9 protein-coding genes are annotated in these 12893 nt (G+C 53.6%); 5 read left to right on the top strand and 4 right to left on the bottom strand.

Annotated features, from left to right (window positions below; translation table 11 throughout):
- Positions 1 to 37: 37 nt before the first annotated feature.
- The 3 genes from QNN86_RS14420 to prpB form a co-directional block, all read right to left on the bottom strand.
- Positions 38 to 1489 (bottom strand): bifunctional 2-methylcitrate dehydratase/aconitate hydratase, encoded by a 1452-nt coding sequence (locus QNN86_RS14420; protein WP_414211381.1) that lies wholly within the window; start codon positions 1487 to 1489, stop codon positions 38 to 40.
- 37 nt (positions 1490 to 1526) lie between these two features.
- Entirely contained in the window at positions 1527 to 2696 is a 1170-nt protein-coding gene (gene prpC / locus QNN86_RS14415) for a 2-methylcitrate synthase (RefSeq protein WP_181618742.1), read from the bottom strand.
- Positions 2697 to 2814: 118 nt separating this feature from the next.
- The gene (gene prpB, locus QNN86_RS14410; RefSeq protein WP_181618741.1) at positions 2815 to 3699 is read right to left on the bottom strand and encodes a methylisocitrate lyase; all 885 of its coding nucleotides are present in this window, start codon (positions 3697 to 3699) and stop codon (positions 2815 to 2817) included.
- 251 nt (positions 3700 to 3950) lie between these two features.
- On the opposite strand from prpB, the gene prpR reads away from it, so the two are divergent.
- Positions 3951 to 5546 (top strand): propionate catabolism operon regulatory protein PrpR, encoded by a 1596-nt coding sequence (gene prpR / locus QNN86_RS14405; RefSeq protein WP_414211379.1) that lies wholly within the window; start codon positions 3951 to 3953, stop codon positions 5544 to 5546.
- A 48-nt stretch (positions 5547 to 5594) separates the two neighbouring features.
- Here the strand turns inward: prpR and yahO are convergent, their stop codons facing one another.
- Positions 5595 to 5870 carry a DUF1471 family periplasmic protein YahO gene (yahO, locus tag QNN86_RS14400; protein WP_115259327.1) on the bottom strand — a complete coding sequence of 92 codons (276 nt, stop codon included), beginning with the start codon at positions 5868 to 5870 and terminating at the stop codon, positions 5595 to 5597.
- Between the two features lie 363 nt (positions 5871 to 6233).
- Between yahO and QNN86_RS14395 the strand changes: the two genes are divergently transcribed.
- From QNN86_RS14395 to QNN86_RS14380, 4 genes are all read left to right on the top strand, one after another.
- Complete coding sequence (locus tag QNN86_RS14395) at positions 6234 to 6866, top strand: LysE family transporter (RefSeq protein WP_414211375.1); 633 nt, start codon at positions 6234 to 6236, stop codon at positions 6864 to 6866.
- Positions 6867 to 6946: 80 nt separating this feature from the next.
- Complete coding sequence (locus tag QNN86_RS14390; protein WP_181618738.1) at positions 6947 to 8335, top strand: diguanylate cyclase; 1389 nt, start codon at positions 6947 to 6949, stop codon at positions 8333 to 8335.
- A gap of 208 nt (positions 8336 to 8543) precedes the next feature.
- Positions 8544 to 9635 (top strand): 4Fe-4S binding protein, encoded by a 1092-nt coding sequence (locus tag QNN86_RS14385; protein WP_182270362.1) that lies wholly within the window; start codon positions 8544 to 8546, stop codon positions 9633 to 9635.
- 110 nt (positions 9636 to 9745) lie between these two features.
- Positions 9746 to 12832 carry a glycosyltransferase gene (locus tag QNN86_RS14380; RefSeq protein WP_414211373.1) on the top strand — a complete coding sequence of 1029 codons (3087 nt, stop codon included), beginning with the start codon at positions 9746 to 9748 and terminating at the stop codon, positions 12830 to 12832.
- Positions 12833 to 12893 lie beyond the last annotated feature (61 nt).

The following is a 12893-nucleotide window of genomic DNA, read 5'->3' as shown; positions in this document are numbered from 1 at the left end:
TGCTCTCCTGTTGAACTTACGCCTAATGAGTCAGGTTTTAGATAATGAACAAATCCATGTACTCATTAACCGGCATCTGTTCCAGGCGAGTTCTGTCCAGGGAAACATCCAGAATGCGCTGTTGTTGGCGGGTCGGGAACTGGCGCGCCAGGTTGATTTTGAATTTCTCAACCAGCTTCGGCATGCCGTCAGTCCGACGACGCGCGTGGCCGATCGGGTATTCCACCACCTCTTCGTCAAAACGGGAGCCGTCGGTAAACTCCAGGGTGATAGCGTTGGCGATGGCGCGTTTTTCCGGGTTGTGATAATCGGCGGTAAAGGCCGGATCTTCGAAGCAGTTAATTTTCTCACGCAGCGCGTCGATGCGTTTATCCTGCGCCACACCGTCTTCATAATCAGCCGCCGTCAGGCGTCCGAACAGCAGCGGGACCGCCACCATGTACTGGATGCAGTGGTCGCGATCCGCCGGGTTATCCAGCGGGCCTTTTTTATCGATGATGCGAATGCAGGCTTCGTGTGTACGAATCGTCACTTTTTCGATATCGGCGGCCGTCTTACCGGCAGCCAGCAGTTTTTCATGCAGCGTCATGGCGGCTTCTACCGCGGTCTGGGAGTGGAACTCAGCCGGGAAGGAGATTTTAAACAGCACGTTTTCCATCACGTAAGAGCCGTACGGACGCTGGAAGCGGAACGCTTCCCCTTTGAAGGAGACATCATAGAAGCCCCAGGTTTTCGCCGTCAGCGCAGACGGATACCCCATCTCGCCGGTTTTGGCCATCAGCGCCAGACGTACCGCCCGGGATGTGGCATCCCCCGCCGCCCAGGATTTACGCGTACCGGTATTCGGCGCATGGCGATAGGTGCGCAGCGACTGTCCGTCGACCCACGCCAGCGAGACCGCGTTGAGGATCTCATCGCGGGTCAGTCCCAGCATCTCGGCGACTACGGCGGTCGAGGCCACTTTCACCAGCAGAACGTGGTCGAGGCCGACGCGGTTAAAGGAGTTTTCCAGCGCGATACAGCCCTGAATTTCATGGGCTTTGATCATACCGGTCAGCACGGTTTTCATGGTCAGCGGCGCTTTACCCGCTGCTACCGCATTGCGCGACAGCCAGTCAGCGGTGGCCAGAATCCCGCCAAGGTTATCGGAAGGATGGCCCCATTCCGCGGCAAGCCAGGTGTCGTTGAAGTCCAGCCAGCGGATCATCGCGCCAATGTTAAACGCCGCCTGCACCGGGTCGAGCTGAAACTGAGTGCCCGGCACGCGAACACCGTTCGGCACCACCGTCCCCGGGACAATCGGCCCCAGCAGTTTTTTACAGGCCGGATATTCCAGCGCTTCCAGCCCGCAGCCGAGGGTGTCGAGCAGACAATAATGCGCGGTGTCATACGCCACCGTCGAGGTGATGGCGTAATTCATCACGTAATCAACGATATCAACGATTTCACGATCAAATTCAGGGCGGACGTTCGAAATAGGTGCGGACATAGGGTACAACTCCTGTTTTTATATTTAGAGGTTTGAATTAGCAACGCTTTTCGATCGGCACAAATACGCGATCTTCCGGGCCGGTGTAGTTGGCGGAAGGACGGATAATTTTGTTGTCCTGACGTTGTTCGATGATGTGCGCCGCCCAGCCGGTGACGCGGGCGATGACAAACAGCGGGGTGAACATTTCGGTCGGGACACCCATCATGTTGTAGGAAACCGCCGAGAACCAGTCGAGGTTCGGGAACATCTTTTTGGTGTCCCACATCACGGCTTCCAGACGGTCGGCGATGTTGTACATTTTCAGCGAACCGCCTTCCTGAGAAAGCTGCTTCGCCACGCGCTTGATCACCTGATGCCGCGGGTCGGCAAGGGTGTAGACCGGGTGACCAAAGCCAATCACCACCTCTTTGTTTTCTACACGTTTACGGATATCCGCTTCGGCTTCATCCGGCGTTTCGTAGCGTTGCTGAATTTCCAGCGACACTTCGTTGGCCCCGCCGTGTTTCGGACCGCGCAGCGCGCCAATGGCGCCGATAATCGCGGAATACATATCCGAGCCGGTTCCCGCAATGACTCGTCCGGTAAAGGTCGAGGCATTGAATTCGTGTTCGGCATACAGCACCAGAGAGATATGCATTGCTTTTTCCCAACTGGCCGACGGTTTTTCACCGTGCAGCAGGTGCAGGAAATGGCCGCCAATCGAATCATCATCAGTTTCCGGCTGGATACGCTCGCCGTTGTGGCTGTAGTGATACCAGTACAGCAGGATCGAACTGAGCGAGGCCAGCAGCTTATCGGCAATGTCGCGCGCGCCGGAGACGGTATGCCCCTCTTTTTCCGGCAGCGTGCAGCCCAGCGCGGAAACGCCGGTACGCATCACGTCCATCGGGTGCGAAGCGGCGGGCAGCGCTTCCAGCACAGTACGCACGTTTGCCGGGAGGCCACGCAGCGCTTTTAATTTAATTTTGTAAGCGTTGAGTTCATCGCGAGTGGGTAATTTTCCATGGATCAGCAGGTGCGCCACTTCTTCAAATTCGCACTGTTGCGCGAGGTCGAGAATATCGTAACCACGATAGTGTAAATCGTTACCGCTTTTACCAACGGTGCACAGGGCGGTATTGCCGGCAGTCACGCCGGACAGCGCGACCGATTTTTTCGGCTTAATAACATTCGTACTATTTTGCAGGATCGTTGTGTCGCTCATGTTGTCCTCGTTATTTTTATATATAGGGTATTGAGGGTATGCATCGCGTCGTACGTTGTAGGCCGGATAAACGTAGTGCCATCCGGCATTGCCTGATGGTGGCTGCGCCTTATCAGGCCTACGGCTTCGTGGCGTACAACGCGTCGAGTTTCTCTTCGAACTGGTAGTAGTTGATGCTTTCGTACAGCTCGTTGCGCGTCTGCATGATGTCGATAACGTTCTTCTGCGTGCCTTCCTGGCGCAGCACGTTGTACACCTGCTCGGCTGCACGGTTCATGGCGCGAAATGCCGACAGCGGATACAGCGCCATTGCCACGTTCGCACTGCGCAACTCATCGGTAGTGAACAGCGGCGTGGCGCCAAATTCAGTAATGTTGGCAAGGATCGGTACCTGCACGACATCGGCAAATTGGCGGTACATTGCCAGCTCAGTGATGGCTTCCGGGAACAACATGTCAGCGCCCGCTTCGACATACGCCTGCGCACGATCGATGGCGGCGTCTAACCCCTCCACCGCCAGCGCATCGGTACGCGCCATGATGACAAAGTTCGGATCGGTACGCGCATCCACCGCCGCACGGATCCTGTCGACCATCTCTTCTTTCGACACGATCGCCTTGTTCGGACGATGCCCACAGCGCTTGGCCCCGATCTGATCTTCAATGTGCAGCGCAGCGGCTCCGGCTTTGGAAATCGACTTCACGGTGCGTGCCACGTTAAACGCCGACGATCCAAACCCGATATCGGCGTCCACCAGCAGCGGCAGCGGGCAAACATCGGTAATACGGCGGATATCGGTCAACACATCATCAAGCGTGGAGATGCCGAGATCCGGTAAACCTAGCGATCCGGCCGCCACGCCGCCGCCAGAGAGATAAATCGCCTGATACCCGGCACGCTGGGCCAGCAGGGCGTGGTTCGCATTGATAGTGCCAACAATTTGTAATGGATTTTCTTTAGTGAGCGCGGCGCGAAACGCCAGCCCCGGAGAGTGCAGAGACATATCCCATCCTCTTGTTATCAACTTGTTATCGTTCGTTGATTAACCTAAAGCAAGGGGTATGCCAACGCCTTTATTGAGTACATTATTTTTATTTATTTCTTTTAAAACAATTAATTACAATTTAACCCGGATTTATTGTCGCACAAAAGCGTGTCAGCACGCGTTTCATGAAACCGGCCTGAACGTTTCATTGCAACATTTATGAAACACAACTAAACCCAATATTCGGTTCTTTAATTTTGGGGTTAGCGATGGCTGAGACGCATCTTCCACCACGCATGAATGACGACAAACCGGTTATCTGGACGGTCTCCGTCACGCGCCTGTTCGACCTATTTCGCGACATCAGCCTGGAGTTTGATCACCTCGCAACCATTACCCCAATTCAGTTGGGTTTTGAAAAAGCGGTGGCCTATATCCGCAAGAAGCTCGCCACCGAACGTTGTGATGCCATCATCGCCGCGGGTTCCAACGGCGCGTATCTGAAAAGCCGCCTGTCGATTCCGGTGATCCTGATAAAACCCAGCGGATTCGACGTGCTACAGGCGCTGGCGAAAGCCGGTAAGCTAACCTCGTCAATTGGCGTCGTCACCTATCAGGAAACGCTGCCCGCATTAACCGACTTTCAAAAGACGTTCAATTTGCGCCTGGAGCAGCGCAGCTATATCACCGAAGAGGATGCGCGCGGGCAGATCAACGAGCTGAAAGCCGGCGGAACGCAAGCGGTGGTTGGCGCGGGCTTGATTACCGATCTGGCGGAAGAAGCGGGGATGACCGGGATCTTTATCTATTCGGCGGCCACCGTACGTCAGGCCTTCAGCGATGCGCTGGATATGACCCGCCTGACGCTCCGACGCAACGGGCAATACGCCAGCGGCGATACGCTACGCACCCGCTATACGCTGGGTGATATGCGCGGTCATTCGCCGCAGATGGAGCAGGTTCGCCACACCATCATGCTGTACGCCCGCTCGCGCGCGCCGGTGCTGATTCAGGGTGAAACCGGGACGGGGAAAGAGCTGGCGGCGCAGGCGATTCATCGGGAATATTTCACCCGTCAGGACTCTCGACGTGGCAAGCCCGCAGCGCCATTTGTCGCCGTTAACTGCGGGGCCATTACCGAGTCATTGTTGGAAGCGGAGCTGTTTGGCTATGAAGACGGCGCGTTTACCGGCTCTCGTCGGGGCGGTCGCGCGGGCCTGTTTGAAATTGCCCACGGCGGAACGCTGTTTCTCGATGAAATCGGCGAAATGCCGCTGCCGTTACAGACCCGACTGCTGCGCGTACTGGAAGAAAAAGAGGTCACTCGGGTGGGCGGGCATCAGCCGATCCCGGTCGATGTGCGGGTGATCAGCGCCACCCACTGTCATCTTGAACAGCAGATAAAGCAAGGCCAGTTTCGAACCGATCTGTTCTATCGCCTGAGCATTCTGCGTCTCGCGCAGCCGCCACTGCGCGAACGCCTGCCCGACATCCTGCCGCTGGCAGAGGGATTCTTGAAACAGTCGCTGGCGGAACTCGACGCGCCGTTTTCTGATACAGTGCGTAAGGGACTAGGACTGAGCCAACAGACGCTGCTCAATTATGGCTGGCCGGGGAATATTCGCGAATTGCGAAATATGATGGAACGTCTGGCGCTGTTTTTGAGCGTGGATCCGCAACCTGAGCTGAACATCCATTTTTTGCAGCAGTTGTTACCGGAGTTAGCCGTCGCCGCCGAAACACCTCTGGTGTCAGCATCACTGACGCCGCAGCAGGTGCTGGCGCAATGTAATGGCGATAAAACCGCAGCCGCGCGGTATTTAGGCATCAGTAGAACCACCTTCTGGCGGCGATTAAAACAATAACCCGCCGGTACGATGACCAGCGGGTTGTTTGTTTTTCAGTTCAGCGCGTTATTTTTTCTTGTAAATATTAGCCGTGCCATGGATTTTATTGTCCGTTTGACCGGAGGTTAATACCAGGACGTCTGCGCCTTTCTCATCGGCTTTCTTAATCAGGTCTGCTTTAGCATCTGCGGCAGACATTTCATTGCTGGTAGAAATCGTGCCAATCTTGGTGTACTGAGACTCAACCTTATCAAAATCGACCTTCATCATCAGTTCCGCGGCATACGCGTTGGAAACGACAAAAGCTAACGCACCAATAAGTACCTTATATCCAGTTTTCATATAAAAGCTCCAGTTTTTATGTTTTTACGCCATCATCGACCCCTGAACATCGATAGTGCGAGTCAAGGATGATTAATAACTAGTTCAGCTTATTCGAAAAATCCAGAGCTAACGGAAATATAAAGAGATTTTGCGAAACGGAGATAACCGACGATCCTGCGCCGTTGCGTTCCCCGCTGCACCTGGCCGCGAATAATCGCCTGACATACCCGCTTGCAACAGCGCTATTGTTTCATAATACAGTGTGAGTAAATCCTCAGAAAAATGTACGCTGAAAACGTAGAGTAGCTGACGACGCAGAATAGTCTTAATCCAGACTGCGCATCACATATCCCTCTACTCTCACTGATGGAATCGTTGTTTATGGAACCTCTACACGCCGTCGTACTGACCGTCAGTTTGTTCGTATTAACCTTTTTTAATCCCGGAGCCAATCTGTTCGTGGTGGTGCAAACCAGTCTGGCATCGGGACGCCGGGCGGGCGTGATGACCGGTCTGGGGGTGGCGCTGGGCGATGCGTTCTATTCTGGCCTCGGGCTGTTTGGCATGGCGACGCTGATTACCCAGTGTGAAGAAATATTTTCACTGATTAAAATTGTCGGCGGCGCGTATTTACTGTGGTTCGCGTGGAACAGCATTCGACATCAGGCGACACCACAGATGCCAACGTTACAGCAGCCGATTTCCGCGCCCTGGTACGTCTTCTTCCGGCGCGGGCTGTTAACGGATTTATCCAATCCACAAACCGTGCTGTTTTTTATTAGTATTTTCTCGGTCACGCTGAGCGCAGACACGCCGACATGGGCCAGACTGATGGCGTGGGCAGGGATTGTGTTGTCTTCCGTTATCTGGCGTATTTTTCTCAGTCAGGCGTTTTCTTTACCTGCCGTGCGCCGCGCATATGGGCGGATCCACCGGATTGCCAGCCGGGTGATTGGTGCGATTATCGGTGCCTTCGCCCTGAGGCTGATTTACGAAGGGATTAGCCATCGATAGGAGAGTTTAACTTGACCATCGCGGCGTAATTGTCCGTAATACCGCCTGAATTTTTAAACGTATGTTTGAGTGGCAGTGAGATGGAACAGGTTACCCCCGTAAACGACACATTACTCCTGACAGAATGGCAGGCGCTATTGCGTCAGACTCCTCCAGAAGTTCACGCGATCCTGACTTCGTTAAGCGATAAGGAGATCCGCCATTTAGTGACTGTGTTTTATGACTACATGCTTTCCCATGCCGAGAGCGCATTGTTCCTGAATACCGAACAAGTCAGCGCACGGCTCAGCGGCAGCATGTTTAACTGGCTGCGCAGCGTGCTGGGTAGCGCGCAGGAAGACCTCTCACAGTTGCTGCTCAAACAACGCGAAATCGGCGTGGTGCATGCGCGTATCGGCCTGCCTATCGATCTGGTGAATCGCGGCGCACGCAAGCTGAAAGATGAACTGTATCGGGTACTGAAAAAGAAAGCGGACTACCCGCCTCACCTGCTGAGTGACGCTATCTGTTTCAGTAGTCTGGCGATGGATACCGCACTGGAGGCGATGACCGTTTCCTATTCGCCGGGCTATCAAAACTCCCTGAACACGCAAGAACAGTATCGCCTGCAAACGATTTATGACGACGTCAACGTCGAGCGCGAGCGGCAAATCCGCTCGTTTACCGACTGGGAAAACCAGTTTATCTACAACATTGCCACCGGATTACCCGTTGGGGAACTGGTCTTTCTGGCGAACTCCGATTTTGGGATGTGGTTCTCCCATAAGGGAAAACACATTTTCGGCAACAGCAATCTGCTTGCCGAAATGGAATCAGCGATCGCAGAAATTGATGGTCGTCTGACCCAGACGCTGTTGAACCTGCAGCAGCCCGCAGAAGCTGCGCGCATGAGCTTATTGCAGGATGTACGCCAGCTGTCGACAAAAATTCATTTCCTTCTCTCCTCGATGTTCGAGGCGCTGGTCAAGCAGGAAAACGGTAAAGATTCGCTGACCCAATTGCTGAACCGCCGCTTTATTCCGACCATAATGCGCCGCGAAATCTCGCTGGCGTTGCATTCGCGTAAGCCGTTCACCCTGGCAATGTTAGATATTGATTACTTTAAGCAAATCAACGACAGCTATGGGCATAACACCGGCGACATGGCGCTGAAAAGCGTGGCGGCGGTAATTTATGAGCATATCCGCAGCAGCGACTACGTTTTCCGCTACGGCGGCGAAGAATTTATGATCCTGCTGGTCGAGTCAGAGGTTTCACAGGCCAATATTATTCTGGACACCCTGCGTAAGAAGATTGCCGACCTGCGCATGGCTGCCTCGGCGACGGAATCCTTCTCGATTACCGTCAGTATCGGTATCGCCGAATATGACTACCATCCGGACTACAAACAGTTGGTGGATAAAGCCGACCGTGCGCTGTATCTGGCAAAAAGCCGTGGCCGTAACCGCGTCGAGACCTATCAGGAATAACCTTCAAGAAAGAAATACCCCCTTCAGGGTATTTATCTGACCTGCGTTAATTCTCGTGCTGTTATTTTTACAGAGCCTTCTGGCTGGCATAAAAATAACAGCCGCGAATAAGATGCAAATCAAATACATCATACCCTTATCGCGTTAGCCTATCCCGGTGATGGGTCTTCCTGAGTGCAGGGAGAAATATGAGGGATAATAAAAGATCATGAACGGGAAGAAGAAAACACGCTGGCAACGCCGCCCAGGCACCACCGGAGGGAAACTACCGTGGAATGACTGGCGCAATGCCAGCAGCTGGAGAAAAGCCACCCAGTTTCTCCTGTTTGCCATCAATATTTATATTGGCGTGACGTTTTATTACTGGGTCCGCTATTTTGAGACCGGCGGCACCAGCGTTTATATACCCAGACCGGGAGGAATTGAAGGATGGCTGCCAATCGCGGGACTGATGAACATCAGATATACGCTGGAAACCGGATACCTTCCGCCGATCCACGCCGCCTCTATGCTGCTGCTCCTCGCGTTTATTCTGATAAGCCTGCTGTTAAAAAAATCATTCTGTTCGTGGCTGTGCCCGGTGGGAACGCTGTCAGAGCTGATTGGCAACATGGGCAAAAAAATAGTGGGCCGTCATTTCACACTGCCGCGCTGGCTGGATCTGCCGCTGCTGAGCCTGAAATATCTGCTGCTAAGTTTCTTTTTGTACATCGCCCTGTCGATGCCTGCACAGGGGATCCAGTACTTTTTGATGTCGGCCTACGGCATGATTATCGACGTCAAGATGCTCGATTTCTTCCGCCACATTGGCACGGCAACGCTGGTTTTCGTGGCGATTATCAGCATCATGAGCCTGTTTATTCGTAACGCCTGGTGTCGCTATTTATGCCCGTATGGCGCCCTGCTCGGCCTCTTCTCCCTGCTCTCTCCCTTTAAAATCCGGCGTAATGCAGACAGCTGCATCGACTGCGGAAAATGTGCGAAGAACTGCCCGTCAAACATTCCGGTGGACAGGCTTATTCAGGTTCGCACCGTTGAATGTACCGGCTGCATGACCTGCGTTGAATCATGCCCGGTCGCCTCAACGTTGACGTTTTCACTGCAGAGACCGACCGGCAACGCCGCACCTAAACCGTGGTGGCAACGCGTCGCTTTACCAGGATGGGGAATGACGCTACTGCTGCTCGGTATTTTATTTGCCGTCATTGGCTATGCGATGTATGCCAACGTCTGGCAGACTCCGGTACCGGAGCATATGTATTTCCAACTGATACCGAAAGCCAGAATGATCGGGCATTAACGTTTACCGATCACCCACTATTTTTGATAAGCACACAGAATACCCATGCAATTGCACATAATGTTATCTTATGCAAAACAGGATCTTGTCCGCGCAAAAAAGGTTTGAAAATGCCGCTGAGCCAACTCCTCGCGCAAACCCGACCAAGGGTAGAGCAATTACATCATACCGCGCTCGCTGCCCCCTTCCCGGGTTACGTAATCTTTTTTAGCATCAGTACTGGTTATGAGCGCGCGCATACCGAAATAGCCCGCGGTCACTCGCTGGATGACGCCTGGCTTATCGGTTCCCAGGCGCTCCAGCGCTGGTGTCAGAAGGCATCTATCGATCCCATCTGGCTCCGTGTAGATGTCGTGAACAACATTGAAACATTGCGCTGGGACGCGCTGCAAAACACCTTACGCAAAACAAAGCGCAATTACTTCCGCTTTGGGCTGAGCTTCACCCCGACGTTTGAACAGGCGATCCTGGAGCAAGAGATCGCCGCCCACGCGCTTCTGTATATGGGTACGGAGGGCGTGGCGACCCCGAATGACAAAAATCTGGCGAACTATTCCCGAAAACGCTTTGGTATCGATCTGCAATGGCCTGACGATTCGGCTCAGGAGATTTGGCGTTTTACTACCAGCAGCGTTTTTAGCGATGGCCAGCAGGTTCTGTCCATTGAGTCTCGCGGCAAACATTCCGGGTATCGCCAGCTCACGTCATGGCAAGATGCACTGGACCCGATGATCCAGTCAGCAAGTCGCTATCTGGCACGCCAGGTGCAAAAATCTGGCCGCTACCATTACGGCTGGTTCCCCTGCTTCGACCGCGCGATCCCAACCTATAATGCCCTGCGCCATGCCAGCTCAACCTACGCCCTGCTTGAAGGCTGGGAGATCACTCAAAGTAAAGCGCAGTTTGACGCTATAGAGCGTGCGCTGTGCGACCTTACGACAACGTTAATTCGCACCTACCCTCTGCCCGACGGCAGTGAAGCGGATTTTCTGGTTGATACCGGTGACGAAATTAAGCTCGGCGGGAATGCCGTGTGTATTCTGGCTATGGCGAAATATACCGAGTTGACGGGAAACCGGCGTTATATCCCGCAAATGGAGCGGCTGGCCAACGGTATCTGCTTTATGCAGAACAGCGACACCGGCGGTTTCTGTCATGTTCTGCACGCTGCGGATTTATCCCTGAAGGCCGAACACCGGATTATTTACTATGACGGAGAGTCTGCTTTTGCGCTTATGCGTCTGTATGGTCTGACGAAAATGCCCCGCTGGCTGGAAACCGTCGAGCGGGCAATGGACTATTTTATCGCCCAAAAACACTGGCAGGCGCATGACCACTGGCTGAGCTATTGCGTCAATGAGCTGACGCTTTATCGTCCTCAGGAGCGCTATTATCGCTTCGGACTGGAGAACGTTCGTGGACACCTCGATTTTGTGCTGAACAGAATCACCACCTACCCGACGCTGCTCGAACTAATGATGGCGGCACAGCAAATGATCGCTCGCATGGCTGCGGATGACGCCTACCAGCATCTGCTGGCGGATTTTGATTTGCAGACGTTCTACCGCGCGCTGGAGTCCCGCGCACGTTATCTGGCAAACGGTTTTTTCTGGCCTGAACTGGCAATGTTCTTCAAAAATCCGCAAAAAATTGTCGGCAGTTTTTTCATACGTCATCACAGTTATCGGGTACGAATTGATGACGTCGAACACTACCTTTCGGGGTATGTGGCTTATCGAAAATATTTACAGAGCGGCGCACAAAAAACAGCCCTGCCAGCCCCAACACGCAAGCAGCAGTTGGTCTTTCTCGGTGGTAATTTCCGCCACGAAGGGAATGGTATTGAAATCTCAACAATACGCCGCTGCGCATTGTTCATACGTGAGCTCGCCATCAAGCCGATGGTGATTATCTCAAGCTGGAACCCCTCATTAGCTTCCACCGTCACCGCGTTATATCAGACAGGAAAGCTGCCAGAACCGGTTGCGGCGCTGACCGTCTATGACTGGTTACCCGACATGCTGGCACGCGCGGAGATACGCCCACTTCCCAACCACCTCCCGGGAACATTGATTAAAACCCGCCGGGACACCGCAGGCAGAATTGAAGCGCGACGCTACGCCGATGCTCAGGGTCAAATCAGCCATGAAGACTTTGTCCATCCACAGACCGGTCAGATCATGTTGCGCCGAACCTACCGCACCGTCGAGGGCGCAGCATCCCTCACCGGGCTCCAGCTCTGTTTTGCTCATCATGAGCAGCATTATGCGTCTGAAGGTGAATTTGCGGCGGCGATGCTCAAACACAATCTGGACAAGGAAACGACCTGGCACTTCCTGGTCGATAAGAATCTGGCGTGGCGAGAGTTTGTCTGTTCTGCGCCCAAAAAGACCCTGCATGCCACTATGACCGCCGTCATTCACTCAACCCATCGTCTGGACAATGGGCGCTATAAACAGGCATACCGTCACCTGTGGGAAGATGAAACACGGCTCGATCGTATCCTGGTTTTGACGCAGCAGCAGCATGCTGACCTGGCCGAGGACATCACCGGCGCACACCGACTGCGGACAATCCCCCATCATCTGGACGGCGCGCTGACGAGCAAGCAGTGGGAAAAAAGTGCATCGCAGCAGGTGCTCTTTATGGCGCGCTACTCAGCGGAAAAGCAGCACCAGTTGCTGTTTCGCGCCTTTGCTCTCGTCGTGGAAAAAGTACCCACGGCAACGCTGCACACCTGGGGAAACGGACCGTTAAAAGAACCACTCTCGCGATGGGTAAAACAGCACGGCCTGGAACGTCATATTCATCTACATGGTTTTTCTGCCGATCTGGCTGAGATCCATCGCCGGTCCAGTTGTTCTGTTCTATGTTCTAACCATGAAGGCTTTTCTCTTTTTGCGCTGGAGTCGTTAGCTTATGGTACGCCGCAGGTCAGTTTTGATATTAAATATGGCCCACGCGATCTCTTGCAAGACTCCGGGGCTGGCATTCTCGTCAAGCCGGATGATGAACAGGCGCTGGCGGATGCCCTGGTAACCCTGTTGCGCGATCCGCAAAAATTACAAGCGATGCAAAAAAATGCCCAACGTCACGCTGCCCATTTTTCCGAAAAACAGGTGGCCCGACTCTGGCAAACATGGTGGCAGGAGATTCAGTCATTAGGCGAAGATACCCCACGGCAAGATAGGCCATAAATGCTGACGAAATTATTGTGCAGGAGAGAGCCATTCGTTCAATATTGTACTGTATTCCAAC

Origin of the sequence: Citrobacter sp. C348, assembly GCF_047467975.1 — a bacterium.
GTDB lineage: Bacteria > Pseudomonadota > Gammaproteobacteria > Enterobacterales > Enterobacteriaceae > Citrobacter > Citrobacter gillenii.
The sequence above is the reverse complement of the archived record's forward strand: the minus strand, read 5'-3'. Positions and strand labels throughout refer to the sequence as shown.

Excerpts from the sequence above, each read along its gene's own strand:
- QNN86_RS14385 (WP_182270362.1), top strand. The coding sequence starts at position 8,544 with ATGAACGGGAAGAAGAAAACACGCTGGCAACGCCGCCCAGGCACCACC.
- prpR (WP_414211379.1), top strand. The coding sequence starts at position 3,951 with ATGGCTGAGACGCATCTTCCACCACGCATGAATGACGACAAACCGGTT.
- prpB (WP_181618741.1), bottom strand. The coding sequence starts at position 3,699 with ATGTCTCTGCACTCTCCGGGGCTGGCGTTTCGCGCCGCGCTCACTAAA.
- QNN86_RS14420 (WP_414211381.1), bottom strand. The coding sequence starts at position 1,489 with ATGTCCGCACCTATTTCGAACGTCCGCCCTGAATTTGATCGTGAAATC.
- QNN86_RS14395 (WP_414211375.1), top strand. The coding sequence starts at position 6,234 with ATGGAACCTCTACACGCCGTCGTACTGACCGTCAGTTTGTTCGTATTA.
- prpC (WP_181618742.1), bottom strand. The coding sequence starts at position 2,696 with ATGAGCGACACAACGATCCTGCAAAATAGTACGAATGTTATTAAGCCG.
- QNN86_RS14390 (WP_181618738.1), top strand. The coding sequence starts at position 6,947 with ATGGAACAGGTTACCCCCGTAAACGACACATTACTCCTGACAGAATGG.
- QNN86_RS14380 (WP_414211373.1), top strand. The coding sequence starts at position 9,746 with ATGCCGCTGAGCCAACTCCTCGCGCAAACCCGACCAAGGGTAGAGCAA.
- yahO (WP_115259327.1), bottom strand. The coding sequence starts at position 5,870 with ATGAAAACTGGATATAAGGTACTTATTGGTGCGTTAGCTTTTGTCGTT.